Raw genomic sequence first — 21,108 nt, forward strand, 5'->3', positions numbered from 1 at the left:
ACTTCGTTGAATCGGCCTTTTGTCATAGCGATCGTTCTACTGATGTGTTCCTGTTCCAAGGATCCAGTAGAACAGTATTATGAGAATGAGCGATTCTATTATGACCTTCCGTTGTTTATCAACAAGCAGATCGATAACCTCAAGAAAAAGGGGCAATGGGTGCGTAAGCACGTGACCAAGGATGGTCATAGCCACATTATTGAGCGTGGCGATATTGATTGGAATGAGGAGCTGGATGCGTTTCTGGAATCGGACATCAACCGCCCAGCTTGGCGCGGGGAGTTCAAAACCGACACGATCATTTTGGAGCGTGCCTACGTGATCACGTACAAGACCGAGAACGATCAGATTCCTGTAAAGAATGTGGTGGTGACCATCGACAAGGATTCGAAGCAATGTCTTTCGGTTACGGTCGATAGGCGCACGAAAAATTTTCTCTACAGTTCAGATCAGAGCCTGTATTACACCACGGGAGAAGGGTACATGATGAAGGGAAAACTTTCGGTCAACTACCTTTTCGATTCTGAATATTCCATTGAAAGTGAGTTTATTGAAGAAAGCTGATCGGACCTTATGGGTTGGTCTGCTGTCGTTGTTACTTTTCGGATGCTCCGAAAGACCAGCGCCTGCGGATCTGGCTGGCGATTGGCATTTTTCGCTCGACATCGGTGATGAAACGCTACCATTTTCAGCGCTGATCATTGATGAGAATGGTCGGTTGCAGTTTTATGCTATCAATGGCGAGGAACGCATAAGAGCGGATGAGTTTGAGGTAAAGAACGACAGCATATTCATCCGTCTGCCCATTTTCAACACCGCACTTAAAGGAAAGCTGGTGGATGGTGAGATTCACGGAAATTTCTTCGATTATTCCCGCAAGGGCAATTATCGGCTACCGTTTGTGGCCAGAAAGGATGTGATGTACCGCTTCCCTGTAGATGCAGAAACTGATGTGAATGTGACAGGAAAATGGCGCGTGGAGTTCAGCCCTGGAAGTGACAACCAATATTTGGCCATCGGTCAGTTTGAGCAGCGGGGAAACCGTGCTTACGGAACATTTCTGACCACAACAGGCGATTACCGTTACTTGGAAGGAAACGTTGTACGCGATAGCCTTCTGCTTTCATGTTTCGATGGCTCGCACGTGTTCCTGTTCAAGGCCAAGGTCAGCAGAGATAGGATCGAGGGCGATTTCTGGTCAGGCAACCATTGGCAGGAAAACTGGGCAGGAGAACGCGATGACGATTTCGAACTTCCAGACCCCACCACGCTGACGTATCTCAAACCTGGTTATTCCAAGCTCAGCTTTGCTTTTCCGAATGTCGATGGGAAAATGGTGAGTTTGGATGATGAGCGATATGAGGACAAAGTGGTTATTGTGCAATTGATGGGCAGCTGGTGTCCGAACTGCATGGACGAAACGGCCTATCTCGTTTCACTCTACGACAAATTCCATGGGCAGGGTCTCGAGGTCATTTCATGTGCCTTTGAAAGAAGCGACAATGAAGAGACCAACATCCGTTCGGTAAAGCGTTTGCAGGAACACTTTCATGTTCCGTATGAGATGCTTTTGGCAGGAAAGGCCAGTAAAAAAGAGGCCGCGCAGAAACTTCCAATGCTCAATCATGTGCTGTCATTCCCTACCAGCATATTTATTGACAGGAATGGAGAGGTCAGAAGAATACACACGGGTTTCGCAGGCCCAGGAACAGGCGAGTATTACCATGAGTTTGTGGAGGAGACCGACAGGTTCGTTACACAATTGCTGATCGAGTAATTCAGATACGCACGCCAATGACGCAGATGTCATCCACCTGTTCGTGTGAACCCATCCATTTGGCCAGATAGGCTTCCAAGTGCTGTTTCTGTTCTTCCATCGGAAGAGGGCTTAGTTCCAGTATCTTCTGTCGCATTACGGTGGTCTTCATCTTCTTTCCATCCGTGCCACCGAACTGATCCGCATAACCGTCTGAATAAATGTAAATGCAGTCTCCTTTCTGTAGTTCAACCTCATGATTATGGAACGGTTGAACATCAGTGTCAAGGCTTCCAATGGCAATACGGTCGCCCTTTATCAGCTGTTGTTCCCCGTTTCGGATGATGAGCAATGGGTTGAACGCGCTGGCAAACTCCAGTTTCATTGTCTTTGAATTCAGCTTACACAAGGCGATGTCCATTCCGTCCCTCACGTAATCGTCATGTTCAGATTTTCGTAGCGAGTCATTCACACTTGTGCTCAAGTGTTTCAGAATGTCTGCGGGTTTAGACAACTTCTGCTCGCCCACGGCCTGATTCAGACCATTGTAACCCACAATGCTCATCAGCGCACCAGGCACACCATGACCAGTGCAATCAACAGCGGAGAAGAACACGTCATCACCCCGTTCTGCCAACCAGTAAAAATCGCCACTCACAATATCCTTTGGTCTGTAAAGAACGAACGAATCGGGCAGCAGCTTATGCCATTGCTCATTCGATGGTAGCGTGGCCGACTGGATGGTGCTGGCGTAGTTGATGCTGTCGATCATCTGCTCGTTCTTCTTTTGGATCACATCCTTTTGAGCCTCAATTTCCTCTTTTTGCCGTGTGATCATTGAGTTGGCCGACCGGATCGTATAGTAGGAGTAAGCAATAAAGCCGATTCCCATGATGCAAATAAAATAGAACCAGTAGCTTTGATAGAACGGTGGCCTTATAGTAAAATGGAATACTATCGGTTCGTTTTCTGAAAGGTCATCTCCAAACCCTGCGCGCACCTTGAATGTATATCTCCCAGGATCGAGGTTGGTGTAAGACACTTCGTTGATGTTGGTTATCCGAGACCAATCTGTATCTTTTCCTTCAAGCATGAAACTGTAGTTGATGGAGGCAGGGGAGGTGAGACTGACACCAGAGAATTCAAACGTAAGGTCGTTCTTGTCGTACGGAAGCTCGAGCGATATTGGAACACCCTCGTTTGTCACAGAGTCGGCAAAAAGCAGCCAATCTACCGATCGACCGAAAAGCCGAATTCCCGTAAGCCGTGTCAACGGTTTAAAGTACTCGCCCTTGTCTTCTTCCGGGCTGTACTCAACAAGGCCGTAGGTTGTTCCTATCCACAATCGGCCGTCTTCCTCCAACCAGAACGAATTCGTTCGGCATTCCAATCCCATAAATCCCTGATCCTTTCCGTATCGGATGACATCTTGAAGGGAATCACCATCGAAAATGAGACGGGACAGCCCCTTTGCCTGACCCACCCATAAGCTATGGTCTTTTCCGAACGCAAGCGAATAGACCGCATCCCCGATAAGACCGTCCTTCACTCCGTAGGAACTACATTTGGTTCCTTCATACTTGTAAACGCCATCGTTGGTCCCGAACCACAGGGTTCCGTCTTTACCGAGCAGTACACTCCTGCACCTGCCATCAAAAAAACCATCCTTTTGGGTTAGCTGTATGAAGGAATGACCATCAAATCGTAACAGACCATCTTCGTATGCAAACCAAATGTCATTTTCTTTCCGAACGGCATCAAACACATAGTGGTCGAATTCAGATGCGTTCTCGGGTCGTATCAACTGGTCATCATTCAACTTGGCAACACCACGTTTGGTGCCCAGCCAAATGGTTTCCCCATCCACGAAAACATCTCGGATGTCATTCAGGTCATGATCATCAGAAACCACCTTGGTGAAGCGACCATCCTTATAGATGGTAAGGCCAAAGTTTGTGGCAATGTAGATGGTGCCAGAGTCGTCTGCAGCGATATCGGTGACAACCTCGGAGCTCAGTCCGCCAGATTCTTTAACCGTATCTCGGGCATCACCATCCCAAATTGCCAAACCGGCCTGTGTTCCCAACCAAAAACGTCCGTCCATATCACGCATCACGGCATTGACCGTTTTCTGTGGAAGCCCATCTTCCTCTCCGAACAATCGGAAACGTTCGCTGCTAAGTTTGGAGACTCCGATGGACTTTGAACCGAACCACATGTTCCCTTCGCGGTCTTGTAGAATTTTCCAGATGTTGTCATCCACCAACCCGTTCTGAATGGTAAGGTGACTGGTCCATTTTCCACTTCTGTATTTCAATACCCCTGTCGATGTTCCGACCCAGATGTTCCCGGCCCGATCGCGCTGATACCCGTAAACAATGGTGTTGTCATCCACGTCTGAAGGCAGGTCAATCATGCTGACCTTTTTGTTTTCGAGCTTGAACAGTCCTCTGTAACCAAATATCCAAGCATCATATTTACCCAAAGGCATTACATCATACACGTAATTGTGATTGAGGCCATTGGACGCACTTATATTGACCATGGACTCTCCGTTCCATTTGAACAGGCCGTTCTGTACCGTACAGAACCAAATGGAGCCGTCCGTCCCTTCGCGGATGTTCAGCACCGTTGAATTCGAAAGAATTGAATCTTCTTTGAAAAGAATGATGGAATCGCCCACGAGTTGGGCTACGCCTTTCCCTGTTCCCAGCCAGATGTTCTCATTCCGATCGACCAAGATGCTAACAACACCTTTATGTGGAAGTCCTTGCTGCACGTTCAATATGTCTATGCGGTTGCCTACAAGTAGATCGAGTCCGTTGTTTGTACCCACTAATATCCGACCATCATTGTCTTGATTGATGGCAAAAACGACATTGTCAGAAAGTCCGTCCTCAGTGGTCAAATAACTGAAAGAGGTTCCATTATACCTGTTGATGCCCCCTTGGTTCGTACCCATCCAAAGCTCACCCGTGCTTGTTTGGAAAAGGCACAGAATCTGAGACTGCGAAAGACCCTCTTCCACCGTGAAGTTTTGAAAATCATACATCTGAGCACAGGCATGCCAACCCTGAAAAACGAGGGCAATAAGCAATGGAACAACTTGCTTTGACAGTAATTTTAGGCTTCCCACGGTCATTTAACGATGGCTTTTCATACTGCAAGTTCCATTCATCAGTTACAATATTCTGTTGCCTGGCACCAGGATGTGCAGTTTGTCGAAATTTTCCAGTTTGAAAGACAACTTTATCGGATTGACCGCGTAGTGAAGAACATTAGACGGCAAGGAAACCATTCCATGTCATACTGACCTCCAGAGCCGAATAATTATGACGTTAAAAACCTTTACGCTTTTAAGCACTTTTTTATTTTTTTTCCAACTGAACGGATGGGCCGAGAATCTGCCTCTTCTGTGTTCGGGTGTTCTGAACGTTACTGGATCGCAGCAGGAAGAGAATGATACCGTATTTGTCTGTGTTGGCCAGTCATTGGACCTTGAAGATGCATCGGTGCTTGATGGAGTGCTTTCCGGTCGAGATTGGAATTTCGGAGATGGTAATACAGAACTTAACGCGCTGCTATCCAACCAGACATCGCATGCGTATTCGGAAGAGGGCGTGTTTTCGCTCGAACTGACCGTAACATCAACGCTGTGCGGTTCGCTGACCGTTACGAAGACGGTGGTGGTACTCGGCAATCCTCAGTATGAAGTGGTCATTGATAGCATCGGTTGCCATGGCGGGTGTGACGGTGGCCTTACTTTTCAAATTCTATCAGACAATTCATCGTTTTACTCGGTTGTGTGGGATGTGGTCGGGAGCCCTGACACAATGGCCTCCAACCTTTGTGCGGGCGATTACAATGCTGCGGTAACCGATGGATTCGGGTGTACCAGTCTTTTGAGCGGACCGATAACTATTCCAGACCCAGAACTTTTAACGGCTGTGATTACACTTGCTGACACGATAGACCTTTGCCCTGATGACGGGATAACGGACATAGGGCTGACATTGCTTGGTGGAGTGGGAGGCTACATTGCCGACTGGGGAACCTCTTCAGACATCAATGTGGTAAATGCATCGATGATGGAGTTCAACCCGACCATGAACAGTCTCGACCGAATGTATAACGTTACGGTTCTGGATGCGCATGGCTGCGCGGCCGAAGATTCCATCTATATCCGTTCCACACCGAGCTTTTTGCAGGGAAATGTCACCGTGGGAAGCAATCCATGTATGAACTGCGAAGTGTTCCAATATCATCATGGTCAGAGTCCGGGTGTTTGGACTGTGATCAGCTCAACAACAACGGATGCATTTGGCAACTACGATTTCGGGCTGATAGAAAACCTGCTTCCATTCATCATCATGGCCAAGCCGGGCGTCAATTACACGGGTGTTGCATCAGGCTTTTATCCCGAAGGTCATAAATGGAGCTTGGCAACGGTGTTTGATAATGTGTGCGGAATGAATCTCACAAAGGATGTCCCTCTCTTGGATCCGATGAACTTCAATGGCACCAATACGCTTCAAGGCACATTGTGGCACAACTCAACAGGAAAGACCCAGACCGAGGATCCGATTCCGCTGATCGATGTGGTGGTGGAAAAGACACCTCCAGGACAGGCATCTGGCCGTCAGACAACAGCCAATGACGGAACTTATACATTTGGTTTTGTACCCAACAGCGATACAACCTACACGTTATACGTCAATGTTCCTGGAGTACCTGTGACATCTACCTATGAGATTTTGGCAAATTCGGGTAATGAGACCTTCTGCCAACTCGACTTCTGTCTGAATGAGGATTCTACGGAGTTTGTGATCTGCAACGGCAATGAGGATCCGTGCCTGACCACCGTTATCGACAACTCGGTCAGTGGCTCATTCCGCATGTATCCGAACCCGAACAATGGCATGTTTACCATTGAAACGGGCAAGTTTGCCAAGTCCGATGCACAGGTTCGCATCGTAGACCTATCTGGTCGTGTTGTTTTCCAAAAGCGATATGCCCAAACTCCTTATACCATCAACATGGTGAACGTGGCCGAGGGCTATTATATGGTTCAGATGATGAATGATCGGGAAACCGATGCATCTCCGATAAACGTTATCAGATATTGAAATTCAGGTACGGTCTGAGTCAATGAGTCATGCCATGCGGTTCTTACATTTGGCCGCATGGGAACGCTCATTTCAAAACTCATCTTTTTCTTCAGCGGTTGGACCATGGACAAGGACATTCCTGCCGATGTGCAGCGCTGCGTGATCATTGCCGCACCACACACCAGCAATTGGGATCTGGTGCATGCCCGCGCTGCGTTCTACCTCATGGGAATTCCGCTTCGGTTCACCATCAAAAAGGAGTGGCTGCGGCCTCCGTTCGGTTGGCTTGTAAAAGCCATGGGCGGATTGGGAATTGATAGAAGTCCGAAGAAGGCGGGAGAACCCAGAAAAAGCATGACCGAGGCCATGATCGATCTCTTCAAAGAACATCAGACATTGGCCATGATGGTCACTCCCGAAGGAACGCGATCGCTACGCACGGAGTGGAAAACGGGATTCTATCACGTAGCGGTTGGAGCAGGTGTTCCCATTGCGTTGGGTTATTTGGATTACAAGCGCAAACATGCAGGTGTCGGACCGATCATTCACCCTTCGGGAGATATGGATGCGGATCTGCGCAACATCATGGCATTTTACAAGGACATCGCGCCAAAGCATCCCAAGAAATTTGCCATCGATCAGCGGTACGCTTGATCAGGAAACCGCTTTGAGGCGTGTGGCAACAAGAATGGCCACCAACGAAGCCGCAATGGCCAAATAACCTACCAGTTCGTAGTTGTCGTACGTGCCCGAAGCGTTTTTCATCACAATACTTCCCGCAAGGAAACTCGCTGTTCCCGCGCCTATTTGCTGAATGGCCGTGTTGGCACTCATAAAACCGCCTCGTCTGCCCGATTTCACGGAAGAAGTGATCATCGTCATCGCTGGGATAATTCTTCCCGAAATAAGAATGAACATGATGCTTGTGATGACCAGAACCGCAGGCAATGCCATAGCGGTAAGATGTGTGATCACCCAAATAGGGATGAGTGAAAGCAACGTTACCACCACAAAGAATTTCAGTTGCCCGAAACGGTCGGCATACCTGCCGAATATCGGAGATGAGAAGAAGGTGCACGTTCCACCGGCCAAGTAAATGAACATGAGCTGGCTTTCAGAAAAGCCGACATTCGACACCATGTAAGGCGCAATGAACGTGATGACGCTGAACTGACCCAGCATCAGCAATACAATGAACAGATGCGCAAATAGCTGATTTCCATCCGAGAACATGTCTTTTAGGATCTTCAACGGTTTCTCCGTTCCATTCGCAAGATGTTGGTTCACGTTCGGAACCATCAGCACATTGAGGATGAGAATGGGCAGCCCGATAATGGCGAGGAACATGAAAGGCGTTTGCCAACCGAACCGTGTGGCAAGAAACAGCCCGAACGGAACACCGAATACTGAAGCAGCAGAAAATGCCGCCATGATGATTCCCATGGTTTCCGAACGCTTTTCAATGGGTGTCAGGTCGCCAACAATGGAAAGCACATTGGCACCCAACAGACCACCGAAGGCACCTGTCACGCAACGTGCCAACAGCAGCATTTCGTACGAGTTGGAAAGTGCGCAGGCAGACGTTCCGATAAGGAAACCCGTGTAAAGAAAAACCAGCGAACGTTTGCGGTCAAAACGGTCCATGAAGAACGAACCGAGCAATCCCACAATACCCGCACTGAACGTGTAGGCCGAAACAAGAATGCCGAATTCCTTCGGGGAAATATCCCAAATGCGCTCCAACTGCGGCCCAAGTGGCATCATGATCATGAAATCCATGATGTGCGTGAACTTGATGAAGGCAAGCAGGTAGGAAAGTCGTTTGGTCATCGAATGGTAAAAGCGGCCGCAAAGGTCTGCATTCAATCGAAACCAGAAGGTTGGGTTTTTGTTGAAGGTGGCACAAATAAAAAAGCGGGGCTTTCGACCCCGCTCTTCGTTTCAATATGCTTTAAAAGGTTACTCCGCATTCTGCAGACCTTCCTCGATCATTCCGTAGAACTGATCGAGTTTCGGAAGGATGATGATGCGTGTTCTGCGGTTGGCAGCGCGGCCTTCAGGCGTGTCGTTCTCGCTTACAGGAACATACTCCGAACGGCCAGCGGCTGTCATACGGGCCGGATCGATCTTGAAATCCTCCTGAAGCACACGTACAATGGAGGTGGCGCGCTTGGTGCTCAGATCCCAGTTGTCGAGCAGTTCGCCCTTGCGGTACGAAACGTTGTCGGTGTGTCCTTCGATCATCACCTCAAAATCAGGTTTCGCTTCCAGGATCTTGGCCACTTTACCGATCACATCCATCGCCTTGCTGTTCAGGTTGTAGCTGCCACTTTTGAATAGGAATTTGTCGGAGATGGAAACGAAAACAGCCCCTTTATCCACTTGAATTTGAATGTCCTCATCATCCAAGTTGCCAATGGCACCTTTGATGCTCGTTACCAAGGCAAATGTCACGGAATCCTTTCGGTCGATGGCATCCTGAAGACGCTTGATCTGCAGGTCGCGCTCGTTGATCTTTTCCAGCGATCGTTCCATGTTCTCCGCCTCTTTCTTCGAGAGCGTGGCCATTTCGCCCATGTTGCTTACCAAACGGTCGTTCTGATTGCGAAGTCTGGCAAGCTCGATGCTGTCGCGCTCCACCTGTTTTTTCAACGAAACGACTTCGCGCAATGCGCGGCTCAGGTCGTTCGAATTCTTCTCATACATGCTCTTCAACCCCGTGTACTCCTCGCTCAGCTTCGTGTGCTTTTTCATGGATACACAGCTACTGAGCAGTAAAGTGGAAAGTGCAATAAATGCTATCTGTTTCATTGTTTTTGTTCGTGTTTGATGGTGCGAAATTATAACGCAGCAATGGCAGCATTATTAAAAACGCATGAAGATTTTAACGGAAAGATGTGTACAAGACACTTTAGGCCGTAACGCTTTCGCGCCAAGATTGTTTCTCCTTGATCGACTCTTCAATGTCCTCCAATCTTCCCTTCGGGATGGCCGCGATCAGCTTCTTGGTGTACTCCGTCTGCGGGTTGGAATAGATCTGATCGGCATCGCCCATTTCTTCCACCACGCCTTTGTTCATTACCACCATTCGGTCGCTCATGAATTTCACCACCGAAAGGTCGTGCGAGATGAAGATGTACGTAAAATCGAAGTCGCGTTTTAACTCGTTCAGCAAGTTCAGAACCTGCGCCTGTACGGAAACATCCAAGGCCGAAACCGATTCATCGCAAATGATGAACTGAGGTCGCAACGCCAGCGCACGCGCAATACAGATACGCTGCCGCTGACCGCCAGAGAATTCATGCGGATAACGGTAGAAATGCTCGGGAAGAAGGTTCACGCGTTCCAACAATTCCATCACCTTCTCTTTTCGTTCCTTGTCGTTGGCGTAAAGTTTATGCACGATCATGGGTTCCATGATGGCATCTCCAACGGTAATGCGCGGATTCAAGGAAGAATACGGATCCTGAAAAATGATCTGAATGTCTTTGCGGATGTCACGCAGTTCGTCCGTGGTCATGGAATGCAAAGGCTTTCCTTTGAAGATCACTTCGCCATCGGTCGGGTCAACCAACCGAAGAACCGTTCTGCCCAGCGTGGTTTTTCCGCAACCCGATTCGCCCACCAATCCAAGCGTTTCGCCTGGGAACACATCGAACGTTACATCGTCCACGGCTTTCACTTCTTCGGTCACTTTTCCGAAGAAATTCTTCTTGAGCGGGAAGTACGTTTTAAGGTTCTTGATGCGAAGCACAGGCTCTTTGGCATACATGTCCTCATGCGTTTTCTTGCGCTCATCATCGGTCTGTATTTCCTTCTGCGTGGCCTCGGTCACGCTTTGCTCGATCTCTTCAATGTGGCCCGCGTCATCCACTTTCATAAAGTCCGAAACGATCGGAAGACGCTTTAAGCGCACGTCCAATGGTGGGCGACAGGCCAAAAGCCCTTTCGTGTACGGATGCTGGGGATTGCTGAAAATCTCCAGCACAGGCCCTTGCTCCACGATCTTGCCCTTGTACATCACCACCACTTTGTCGGCCAGCTCAGCGATCACGCCAAGGTCGTGCGTAATGAACATGATTCCCATGTCGTGCTGACGCTGAAGTTTCAGCATCAGGTCGAGAATGGTCTGCTGCACCGTCACATCCAAAGCCGTGGTTGGCTCATCCGCAATCAGAATACTCGGATTGCAGCTCATCGCCATCGCAATCATTACGCGCTGCTTCTGTCCACCCGAAATTTGGTGCGGATACTGGTCGAAAATGGCCTCCGGCCGAGGAAGTTGCACTTCCTTGAAAAGCGCGATGGTCTTTTCCTTCGCTTCTTTTTTGCTCAGTTTCTGATGGAGCAGAATGGCTTCCATCACCTGATCACCGCAGGTGAAAACAGGATTCAACGAGGTCATCGGTTCCTGAAAGATCATCGCGATGTCGTTTCCACGGATGGACCGCATTTCCTTCTCGCTCACTTTGGTAAGATCGATCGGTGCGCCTTCGTTCTTGTGAAACAGAATCTCACCGCTGGCAATTCGCCCAGGCGGATTGGGGATGAGCCGCATCACCGACAAAGACGTTACCGACTTTCCCGAACCCGATTCGCCCACAATTCCAATGGTTTCTCCGCGGTTGACGGTGAAGCTCACATCGTTCACGGCTTTCAAAACATTTCCCTCGGTGCTGAACTCAGTAACGAGGTTCTTTATCTCCAGTAATTTTCTCTCAGACATGCTCAGTCAAAATTATAGATTGTGAGGGAGAGTTTGGGCTGGCCGAATTCGATGCTTTCATCGGCCAAGGCGTACTCCACTTCCGTTCCAGATTGGCGTTGTTTCCAAACGAGGAAACCGCCATCGATCTCCACTTCCCCAAACTGTTTGTTGTAGCGCTCCACCAGGTTCTTCTCAAAGCTGTTCAGCGTGGCCGTGTCGGCAAAGAAAATATCTGCCTGAATAGCATAAAGTTCCTGCTGATCGAACTCGTAGCGTACCATCAGGTCCGAATCATCGACCTTGAACTCGCAGGTCAACACGCCTTCATCGCTTGGAACGGCATTATCGCGCTGCGCATTTTTCAGCACGTTCTCGTATTTATCACCAATGGAATTGCCGCGGAACTGCGCTTTCTCCGGTCCGATGATCGGTGTGAGCTCATCGGTTTTTGAACCGCACGAGAACATCAATAAAAAAAGCAGGAGCAAGAGAATGAAAGGGCTTCTTCCATTGACCGTCCATTTCTTGCGAAGCTCCCCTCCTGAAAAGGAGGGGCTGGGGGAGGTCAACACAGAATCAAGAAAATCAAATGTCCTTTTCATGCTTCTACGATCTGGTCTTCGTTCAGGATCTCTTCTCCTCTGAAACGCAGCAGCAACTGCGCCACCGCCAAGGTATCACGTTTGCAGTAACGCTCAATGCGGTCGAGGTCGTTTTCCTCGTAATAAACGCGGGCTACGTCTTTTCCTTCAATGTCGGTTTTGGGAGTTGGAATGCCAAGTACGTGCGTCAGCAGCTTCAGCGAAGTATAGCTTTTCCAATCTCCGAACTTCCAAAGTTCCATGGTGTCGATGTGTTGTACTTCCCACGGTTTGCGGCCAACGGTGTTCAGGATTTTCGGAATCGGAATACGATTGATGACCATGCGTCTTGCGATGTACGGAAAGTCGAATTCTTTGCCGTTGTGCGCGCAAAGCAGATTGTCTGCGCGGTTGAAATGGCTGTTCAGCATGTCTGCGAATTCCCTCAGAAGCAATTTCTCATCATCGCCATAAAATGAATGCAGTCGGAACTCCCGCTTTCCGCCTTCGCGCAGATGGAACATGCCTACTGAAATGCAGATGATCTTTCCGAACTCGGCATAGATTCCAGCACGCTCGTAGAGTTCTTCACCTGTTTGTTCGTCCTTGGAAAGTTTGGCCGCCTTGTCGTTCCAAAGTGCAGCGGTTTCCTCATCCAATTGGCCGTAATCCGCCAGTTGCGGGACAGTTTCAATGTCCAGAAACAGGATTTTGGAAAGGTCGAGGTCGAGTAGCATTTCGGTTTCGTAGAACGGTTATTGATTACTGGTTATTGGGTCGGAGTTGGTGGACTGACCAATAACAAATAACTGAATAACCATTAACTATTTAATAAGAATTCCTGGTCGGTCAATCAAAGGTATCTGAATCAGGTTCTCGTTCACAATGCTATCGGGTACAAAAATGTATTTGCGGTCGTAGATCGTCTTATCGATGTAGAACGAAAGCATGTACTCGTTATTCAATCCGAACACATCGGGCATGATCTTTTCCACTTTCGTGAAGGAGTTGGCGGCTAACGTTTCGAAAAAATGGCGCAGCGTGGATGTTTTTACATGCTCCTCGTTCAGAATCCCGTAGCCTTTTGATGCTACGATGATGTTCTTCAGTTCCACGTTCTTGTGGTTGATCAGGTACACGCCCCATTCGGGATCGGCACCATCGGTTTCGCGCACCACGGCCATCGAAACATCTTCCACTTTCGGTATTTCAACCCTTCCGACTTTCATTGCCTGCAAACGTATGAACTTGAGCCTAATTGTAAGCTTCGCTACAACATCTCAATTCAAGCGTAGTTATCTTGGTGGTTCGAAATGATGAAACGGTCAATTTTCATTTCCATGTTTTCCATTCTCGCGGTTGCCAGTTTCGCGCAGCACCCGATTCTGAATTCGTTCGATGCGTTCAGGCAACCGAACGGCATTGAATTGCGATGGGTGATAAAAGGCGGAGAGCAATGCAATGGAACACAGATCTTTAGGGCGGGTGATGATCTTGTGTTTGAGCAGATCGACCACATTCCGGGCATCTGCGGCAGCACTATTTCAAACGAAGCGTATGCGTTCTTCGATTCGGTACCTGTTCCGAATGCTTACAACCATTACAAGCTGCAGTTGGGCGACCAAGGCTTTACCGATACGGTAACGGTGTTCTTTGAGGATTTCGGAAATGATGATTTCCTCCTGCTTTCCGACCACCAGAATGGAACGCACCGCATCCTTTTCAGCAACGATAACCACAACACGGCCGTTCTTCGTGTGTTCGATTATTCGGGGAGCGAACTGCACACACAGACCACTACTGGAAACGATTTCATCCTTCAACCATCGGGTTGGAGAAGCGGCATTTACCTGTTCCGAATTTCGGGCGTCTCACAAACAGATATTCACGGAAAGATCTATTTTGGCGGGTCATGAGAGCGTACGCGGTTTTCCTTTTTGTCCTGCTTATTTCGGGCTGCACCAAGAAGTCTGATGTGTACATGTTCGATTGCACGATCTACGATCAGAAGGTCGATGCGGCCGTTGAGGGCGCTTCCATCGTGATGAAAGTGCAAAAGGTGAGCGGAGGAGGTTTCAACCCGACCTATGAGACCGTAGGCTCCGCAACGACCGATGCCAGCGGACGGTTTTACTTGGAAGTGCCGAAGGATGTCTATTACTCATTCCGTGTTGTGGTGACGCACCCGAATCACTTCAGCCAGAACTTCGACATCAACCCGAACAATGTTCCGTTCAGCACCGCGTATTCTGCAACATTCGATGTAGAACCGAAGGCGTGGGTTTCCACGCACTTGCTCAACCAGAATTTATCGCAAACGGCCACTTTTGCCGTGGATGCGAATACGGACGAATGCACCGAATGCTGTCCTTCTTCCAACACCATTTTGCAGGGAGCTTCGGTTGATACCACGTTCATTTGTGAGGTGTATGGCGAGCAGCAGATCTCGGTAAATGGCACGTATGTGGACGAGAACGGTGGCGTGCATCAGATTGCGGAAACAGCATTTGTGCAAGCATTTGATACCACAACCGTAACTATCACTTATTAGAAGACTTTTTCTGGGTCGTATCTTTGCGGCATGAGCGATACAACCCTAACCCAACTTGGAGATTACACTCCCGATTTCACACCACCTTCGGTAGAATTTGTAGAGAAAATGACGGCACTTGGCCGCGCATATTTCGAGCCGCAGTTCTTTGGAATGGAGAACGTGGATAAGAACAAGCCTGCGCTTTATGTGACCAACCACTCCGTTCTCGGTGCGTTGGATGGCACACTTTGGGCAGCTGAGCTGTATATCAAGAAAGGGATTTTCTGCCGCTCATTGGTAGACAACCTCCATTACATGATGCCCGTTTGGCGCGATCTTGCTCCCAAGCTCGGTTTTGTGCGCGGCACGCGCGAAAACTGCACAGAGATGATGCAGCATGGCGAGCACATTATGGTATATCCGGGCGGAGGCCGCGAAACCTGCAAGCGGAAAGGAGAGAAGTACAAGCTGACCTGGAAAAAGCGCACAGGATTTGCGCGTATGGCCATTGAAAACGGCTACGACATCGTTACCGTGGCGCAGGTAGGGCAGGAAGATGCGTTTGACATTATGATGGACGGGGACGAGATCATGGACACCAAGTTCGGGGATTGGCTGCGCGAAAAAGGCATTGCCGAGAAATACCTAAAGGATGGCGAAACGGTTTTCCCGTTGGCACGCGGCATCGGTCCAACGTTCATTCCACGCCCAGAAAAGCAGTACTACGCATTCGGTAGTCGCATTTCAACAAAAGAGTACGAGGGTAAAGTGACCGATGATATTCTGTGGGAAGTGCGCGAACGGGCAGAATTGCAGCTGGAGTTGGACATCACCAAAATGCGCATCAAAAAACTGGAGGACGGAGACGGACATTGGTTCCGCGCGCTGCTTAATAGTCTTTAGGCGGATAATCGAGAAGGTTCAATCCGAGTCTGTTGAGATCCTGAATCGAAGATTTTCTGGGTCTTGACGCGTGTCATAAATTCGGAGGATGTGCAGTTGTTCCTCTTTGAAACGATAGTAAATACTGTTGTGTTTTGTGAGTACGCACCGTATTACTTGCCTGTCAGCTTCAACAAGAGGAAACAACTTGGGAGAATCAGATAATCGCAGAATTGTTTCATCCAGCAGGTCTAAGAATCGGTTCACAACCGTTAACGACCAATTCTTTTCGAGATACTCGAGAATGTCTGAAAGATCGTTCTCTGCTTCAGGAGACCACAGAACACGTCTATTCACCAGAATATCGTTTTCTGTATTTGGCCATCACATCCTCATGTACCATACTTTTCCCGCTATCAATTGACCTTAGGGCATCTGTAATTCCTTTTTGTTGAGCTTCGGAAAGTGTGTTCCAGTGTGATGTGTCTGAATGACCATTCAGCACATTTATCAACTCTCCATAGAGCTTATCCAGTTCGGAATCATTCAGTTGGTCAATCCGTCTCAACAGGTCAATTTTCAAATCTGAGGCATTCATACTTTAAAGGTAACAATCCGTTATGGTTGTTTTATCGGAAAAATCTGAAAGTTCAGTTTCGGTGTGGGTTTGTGACCCACCGCAATGATCGCGGGTTTTCCATTGTAAGAGGTCAGTCCAGCACCATTTCTGAAGGTGACATCTCCGCTGCATTGCACCGAATACGAAGCCACTTTGGTAAGAAGATGATACGGGTCGGAATCGGAATCCAGTTTAAAGACGTCTGCACGGTCAACTCCGCTTTTGGTGCGGCAAAGTCCTGTAATGTACAGGCCCGTTGCGTCTTCGGTAAGCTGTAGATTCTGGTAGCTGCCAAAGTCTTTGTCTGTCCATTCCTTACGGATGGCTTCGCGATTGTCCCAACTTGTCCAAAGCGTAAAGCCGAATCCTTCGGCATACGGATCCAAACCGTTTGAGACATAGAGATCGATGGTCATGCAATCCCAACTGCCTACCGCCAGCAGAAAGTGGTCTTTCCGTTTCAGCAACGCTACCGCACCTGCCGTGCTGCGTTTGGGTTCTCCTTTCCGCTTTAGCGAGTAAACAGGCGGGTTGGATATTTTCTCGAAGGAAGAGACATCGATCAGCTGGATGATGGACTCGCGTTTCTTGCTGGGGTCTTCCACGCCTACAGCAAGCCAGTTGCCATCAATTTGAAAACCACCCGCGTGGTTGAACGGTTTTTGGGCCAGTCGTCTGAGCCCGATAAAGCGAAAACCGTCTCCCAGTTTTTGCAGAACCGCCAGATACCCAAATTGGCTTGAACTTCCAGAAACGACCACCATGCCGTTTCGATATTGTATTCCTTGCAAATGACCTCCGCTCAGGTTTTCCTGCTCAGGAATTGAAACTTCGAATGTTTCGGATTCCACGGCCAAGGTTTCTTTGCCATCCGGTAGCGGTTGCGCCAAAATGGGTCGGAAAATGGTCGTCCCGAAAACAAACCCCAAGAAATACAGCCGTTTCATTCAATTTGTTTGTGGTTCAAAGATGGCACTCTTTCTTATTTTTATCCGCTTCACAAGAAGCGTATGACCAAAACTCTATTCAACCTCACACTTCTTCTCCTTCTATATTTTACCGCCAACGCTCAAGATGTCACCCTTTCGGGAGTGCTGACAGATGCTGAGTCTGGCGATGCGTTGGTCGGGGTCAGCGTGGTAACATCTGAAGGGAAGGGCGTTACAACCGACCTTGATGGAAAGTACAGCCTCAAACTTCCCAAGGGAATTCATAAGGTTACATATTCATTCATCGGCTATGAGCCGAAAGTGAAGGAGATCGATCTCAGTTCGGGTGCGCCCGTGACCAAGAATGTGAAACTGGAACTCAAATCGGAGCAGTTGGACATCGTGGTGGTGTCTGCCAGTCAGTATAAGAAAAGCATTGCTGAAGAGACCGTTTCGATGGAAGTGGTAAGTGCAGAACTGGTGCAGAATACGAACGCGACCGACCTTGGGCAGGCCATTAATAAAACGCCTGGCGTCACTATCCAGGACAGTCAGGTGAGTATCCGTGGCGGAAGCAGTTGGTCGTATGGTGTAGGAACGCGGACGGCCGTTTTGCAGGACGGTATCTCATTGATGAGCGCGGATCTGGGCGAACCGCAGATGCGGCAGGTACCGATGCAGAATGTGGAACAGATCGAGGTGATCAAAGGAGCCTCAAGTGTGGTTTACGGAAGCTCTGCCCTTAACGGAGTGGTGAATGTGATCACGGCCTGGCCAAAGAGCGAAAAACCGAAGACCAAGGTCACGGTTTACAATAGCATCTACGATAATCCGCCAGACCTGTACAGCAATGAGACATACACCAAAAAGGTAGATTCGGCCGGGGTGATGGTGGATACGATCATCCATTACCCGAAAGACACCTTGAAGTGGTGGGATGGCGGCAATGTGAGAGGTGCGGCAGGCATGAATTTCAACCATGAACGGAAGATCAAGAACGTGGATTTCGTGTTGGGTGGAGTTTTTCTGCACGACCGCAGTTATCTGAGCTACGCGGATCAGCTTCGTGGCGGACTCAATTTCAAGACAAGAATCCACAACAAGCGTGTACCCGGATTGAACTACGGCATCAACGGGAACTTCGTGTTTGAGCATTCTGGTCGATTCTTCTTGTCTGCTAATCCGAACGAGGGCGCTCTGAGGTCCGCAATTCCAAGCTATGACCGCTATTTCAGGGCCAATATCGACCCCCATTTTCATTACCAGAATGAGAAAGGGTTCAAGCACGCCATCATTGCGCGTTACATGTACATCATGCGCATTTCAAAGAATCCGGCAACAACACCACACGCCATTTCCAACCAGTTGATGGTGAAGTACCAGTTTCAGAAACTGTGGAAGAAATGGTCCATTACATCGGGGTTGCCGTTCACGATGGGGCTTTCTTCCAGCAACCTCTATCCGGGCCTTCGGGTTTCGTACTCAGGAGCTGTTTACGCCCAAGGCGAATTCAAAACCGAGCGTTTGAGTGCCGTAGCAGGGGTGCGGTACGAGATAATCGGGGTTGGTGATTACACGGAAACGGGATCTCCGGTTTTCCGTACGGGACTCAATTATCGGTTCGGTGCCGGAACCTTCGTTCGTGCATCATGGGGTCAGTCATACCGTATACCGACCATTGCCGAACGCTACGTGAGTGACGACCTGAACCCGCAGGTCAGGGTCATTCCAAACCCGACATTGGTTGCGGAAAAGGGGATGAGTGCGGAATTGGGAGTAAAACAGTTATTGGCCGTCAGCAAGTGGAAGGCTTACATTGATTTTGCATACTTCTATCAGCAGTACAAGAATCTGGTACAATACGGGTTTGTCAGTCAAGGAACGCGGCCCGATCTTTTTGTGGGTCTTCCTTCAAGTTATCTCATTGGGCTTTACCCGCAGAATGTGAGTAACGCATTGGTTACCGGGTACGAGGTAGGGTTTGCCAGCCGAGGTTCTATCGGGCCTATTGGCGTTACGGCCCTGATAGGATACACGTACAATTATCCGGTCAATCTTGATTCTGCCAAAAACTACAGCGCGGGAGATTATCTGGGTGAGTTTTTCAAGAACATGGGTCATCGGCTACAGCCAGACGAAGCTGCAACTCAAAGATTGTTGAAGCTGCGTCCGAGACATTTGGTGAAGGGAGACATTCAGCTCGATTACAAGAAATTCTCCACCGGTGTGACCATCATTTATGGCAGCTATCCGGAGAACATTCCGCTGACAGAGACAACGGCAGTTGACTTTATTTCAGGCGAATTCGGGGCGATGGCCCGTTACAACAAGGCTCACGAAAAGGGCGATTTTGTAGCGAACGTTCGTGCATCTTACCAGCTTTTTGAAAAGCTGAAAGTGGCGTTCATCATCAACAACGTTGGCAATCACATCTATTCATTCCGGCCGAGCAAACCGGAGCCGCTTCGGAATTTCGTGCTACAGCTGACCGCTACTTTTTAGATGAGTGCGGCACGCGGAAGCTGCTGATTACTTCATTGTCCTCGTCAATGATGCTCAGTTCCACGTACTCATCATTCACAATGCGAACTTTGCCGAAGGCATTCTTCAGGTTCTTGTTGCCAAGGCCGTTTCCGCCTTGGTTCCAGATGTTCTTCATGCGGTACTGGAAAGTGAATGTGCCGATGAGTTTCAGGTAGTAGGCCAGCTCGGTGCTTGTAACGCTCATGCCGCTGGCGTTCAATTCTGGTAATCCCGCGTTCTTGCCATCGTCCATCACGTTATGATGCGTGTCGCCGCTGATCACGATCACGTCCTTGATGTCATTGTCTTCCAGAAACTGCATGAAATCGTACCGCTCTTCGGGAAAGCCTGCCCAGTACTGACTGAAGCCCCACGCCATGTGAAAGCCATAGAAACCTTTCATGCTCATGTTCTGAATTTTCACTCCCGCACGGATCAATTTCTCGCACGCCCCGTTCAGCGGGACACCGCTTACAATGAACTTCCAATCCGCATTTGATGCTTTGATCTGCTGCTTCAGCCAATCCATCTGCTTCTTGCCAAAAAGTGCGTAGCCTTCGGGTGGATTCCAGCGCCATTTCTTTTTCTTCTCGTCAAACACAAATCCATCCTTGTTCGGTCGGTCCTTGGCGCTGTTGCGGTCGATGACAAAAAACTCTGCATTCCCGAATTTGAAGGAATGGAAGATGCCCTCGCTGGTATCGGGCAGCGGATAATGCGGAAACAGCTCATCGTACCCTTTGATGGTGTTTCTGCGCCAGAATGCTGGGAATTCTGGTGCCACCATTTCATTGATCACGCGGCCGTGTTCCTTGTGTGCGTGCCAGTCGTTCTTGCAGTAACGGCCACCGCTTCCGCCCACGTAGTCATTATCATCATATACGTAGTCGATGGGAACGGTGCGGAGCATGTATTTCATCTCCTTCTCATCGTAGCGCCTGCGGTAGCTGTAGGTCATGCCGTCCCACGTGGAGGAATAATCAGGTGCTATCTGATAATCGGGATAAGTGTAATCGCCTGTGTGCATGAGGAAATATGGGTCGTGCAGCGGGATCACGTCAAACACCTTCATGTTCTCGGTTTCCTGGCAAGAGCCTGTGACAAACGTGTATTCTCCTTTCTTTCCTTCGGTTGGGAATGTGCGGAACCAGCCGTTGATCGTATCCAGTTCCTGCCCCACGAAAATGCGGTAGAAGTATTTCGTGTTGGGACTGAGGCGGTCCAAGGTCAGAATCACCGAACTGTCCTTTTCCACTTCCGGGCGACCCAAATAGACCTGCACGGGCTGGTAACTTGTATCGTGCGCCACATGCAGCGTTATGATGGCATCAGGAACCGTGGTTCGCAGGTACATGCGTGCCGAACTATCGGTCAGAGCACCAATTACAGGTCCGTGCGTGATGTACTGGGCATGGGCCGCGAATGAAAAAGCAAGAAGTATGAGAACGGAAATGATCCGATTCATGCCG

General features: G+C 49.0%; 19 protein-coding genes. 8 read left to right on the forward strand and 11 right to left on the reverse strand.

Annotated elements, in window-relative coordinates; genetic code table 11:
- The first annotated feature begins 6 nt into the window (after positions 1-6).
- Together GC178_06905 and GC178_06910 are read left to right on the forward strand one after the other, a co-directional pair.
- The gene (locus GC178_06905) at positions 7-564 is read left to right on the forward strand and encodes a hypothetical protein (protein ID MBI1287293.1); all 558 of its coding nucleotides are present in this window, start codon (positions 7-9) and stop codon (positions 562-564) included.
- Positions 542-1,777 (forward strand): redoxin domain-containing protein, encoded by a 1,236-nt coding sequence (locus GC178_06910; protein ID MBI1287294.1) that lies wholly within the window; start codon positions 542-544, stop codon positions 1,775-1,777. Before GC178_06905 ends, GC178_06910 begins: the two co-directional genes overlap by 23 nt.
- 1 nt (position 1,778) lies before the next feature.
- On the opposite strand, the gene GC178_06915 is transcribed toward GC178_06910, so the two are convergent.
- Positions 1,779-4,898, reverse strand: a complete 3,120-nt coding sequence (locus GC178_06915) for a SpoIIE family protein phosphatase (protein ID MBI1287295.1) — start codon at positions 4,896-4,898, stop codon at positions 1,779-1,781.
- Between the two features lie 190 nt (positions 4,899-5,088).
- Here GC178_06915 and GC178_06920 point away from each other — a divergent pair, with 190 nt between their 5' ends.
- Positions 5,089-6,882, forward strand: coding sequence for a T9SS type A sorting domain-containing protein (locus tag GC178_06920; GenBank protein ID MBI1287296.1), 1,794 nt, complete (start codon positions 5,089-5,091; stop codon positions 6,880-6,882).
- 57 nt (positions 6,883-6,939) lie between these two features.
- On the forward strand, positions 6,940-7,518 hold the full coding sequence (locus GC178_06925) for an acyltransferase (GenBank protein MBI1287297.1): 579 nt from the start codon (positions 6,940-6,942) through the stop codon (positions 7,516-7,518).
- Here GC178_06925 and GC178_06930 read toward each other — a convergent pair whose 3' ends face one another.
- The 6 genes from GC178_06930 to GC178_06955 form a co-directional block, all read right to left on the reverse strand.
- Positions 7,519-8,694, reverse strand: coding sequence for an MFS transporter (locus GC178_06930; GenBank protein MBI1287298.1), 1,176 nt, complete (start codon positions 8,692-8,694; stop codon positions 7,519-7,521). It lies immediately after the preceding gene.
- Between the two features lie 129 nt (positions 8,695-8,823).
- Positions 8,824-9,675, reverse strand: coding sequence for an OmpA family protein (locus GC178_06935; GenBank protein MBI1287299.1), 852 nt, complete (start codon positions 9,673-9,675; stop codon positions 8,824-8,826).
- A gap of 100 nt (positions 9,676-9,775) precedes the next feature.
- Positions 9,776-11,590 (reverse strand): dipeptide ABC transporter ATP-binding protein, encoded by a 1,815-nt coding sequence (locus tag GC178_06940; protein MBI1287300.1) that lies wholly within the window; start codon positions 11,588-11,590, stop codon positions 9,776-9,778.
- Between the two features lie 2 nt (positions 11,591-11,592).
- Positions 11,593-12,174, reverse strand: coding sequence for a hypothetical protein (locus GC178_06945; GenBank protein MBI1287301.1), 582 nt, complete (start codon positions 12,172-12,174; stop codon positions 11,593-11,595).
- A complete protein-coding gene (locus tag GC178_06950) occupies positions 12,171-12,890 on the reverse strand; it encodes a 3'-5' exonuclease (GenBank protein MBI1287302.1) in 720 nt (239 codons plus the stop codon). The genes GC178_06945 and GC178_06950 overlap by 4 nt, the downstream gene beginning before the upstream one ends.
- 87 nt (positions 12,891-12,977) lie before the next feature.
- Positions 12,978-13,382 (reverse strand): hypothetical protein, encoded by a 405-nt coding sequence (locus GC178_06955; GenBank protein MBI1287303.1) that lies wholly within the window; start codon positions 13,380-13,382, stop codon positions 12,978-12,980.
- Positions 13,383-13,466: 84 nt separating this feature from the next.
- Between GC178_06955 and GC178_06960 the strand changes: the two genes are divergently transcribed.
- From GC178_06960 to GC178_06970, 3 genes are read left to right on the forward strand one after another with little or no spacing between them, the layout of a single operon-like run.
- Positions 13,467-14,069 carry a T9SS type A sorting domain-containing protein gene (locus tag GC178_06960; GenBank protein ID MBI1287304.1) on the forward strand — a complete coding sequence of 201 codons (603 nt, stop codon included), beginning with the start codon at positions 13,467-13,469 and terminating at the stop codon, positions 14,067-14,069.
- The gene (locus GC178_06965; GenBank protein MBI1287305.1) at positions 14,066-14,704 is read left to right on the forward strand and encodes a hypothetical protein; all 639 of its coding nucleotides are present in this window, start codon (positions 14,066-14,068) and stop codon (positions 14,702-14,704) included. The genes GC178_06960 and GC178_06965 overlap by 4 nt, the downstream gene beginning before the upstream one ends.
- Before the next feature lie 30 nt (positions 14,705-14,734).
- A complete protein-coding gene (locus tag GC178_06970) occupies positions 14,735-15,589 on the forward strand; it encodes an acyltransferase (GenBank protein ID MBI1287306.1) in 855 nt (284 codons plus the stop codon).
- A gap of 18 nt (positions 15,590-15,607) precedes the next feature.
- On the opposite strand, the gene GC178_06975 is transcribed toward GC178_06970, so the two are convergent.
- Genes GC178_06975 through GC178_06985 form a run of 3 tightly spaced genes read right to left on the reverse strand, consistent with a single transcriptional unit; the run spans position 15,608 to position 17,134 of the window.
- The gene (locus GC178_06975; protein MBI1287307.1) at positions 15,608-15,931 is read right to left on the reverse strand and encodes a hypothetical protein; all 324 of its coding nucleotides are present in this window, start codon (positions 15,929-15,931) and stop codon (positions 15,608-15,610) included.
- The gene (locus GC178_06980) at positions 15,918-16,136 is read right to left on the reverse strand and encodes a hypothetical protein (GenBank protein ID MBI1287308.1); all 219 of its coding nucleotides are present in this window, start codon (positions 16,134-16,136) and stop codon (positions 15,918-15,920) included. Before GC178_06980 ends, GC178_06975 begins: the two co-directional genes overlap by 14 nt.
- Before the next feature lie 50 nt (positions 16,137-16,186).
- Complete coding sequence (locus GC178_06985; protein ID MBI1287309.1) at positions 16,187-17,134, reverse strand: hypothetical protein; 948 nt, start codon at positions 17,132-17,134, stop codon at positions 16,187-16,189.
- Between the two features lie 63 nt (positions 17,135-17,197).
- Here GC178_06985 and GC178_06990 point away from each other — a divergent pair, with 63 nt between their 5' ends.
- Complete coding sequence (locus GC178_06990; protein MBI1287310.1) at positions 17,198-19,618, forward strand: TonB-dependent receptor; 2,421 nt, start codon at positions 17,198-17,200, stop codon at positions 19,616-19,618.
- Here GC178_06990 and GC178_06995 read toward each other — a convergent pair.
- Complete coding sequence (locus GC178_06995; GenBank protein ID MBI1287311.1) at positions 19,608-21,104, reverse strand: hypothetical protein; 1,497 nt, start codon at positions 21,102-21,104, stop codon at positions 19,608-19,610. The genes GC178_06990 and GC178_06995 overlap by 11 nt on opposite strands.
- Between the last annotated feature and the right edge of the window lie 4 nt (positions 21,105-21,108).

The sequence above is a fragment of the Flavobacteriales bacterium genome (genome assembly GCA_016124845.1).
GTDB lineage: Bacteria > Bacteroidota > Bacteroidia > UBA10329 > UBA10329 > UBA10329.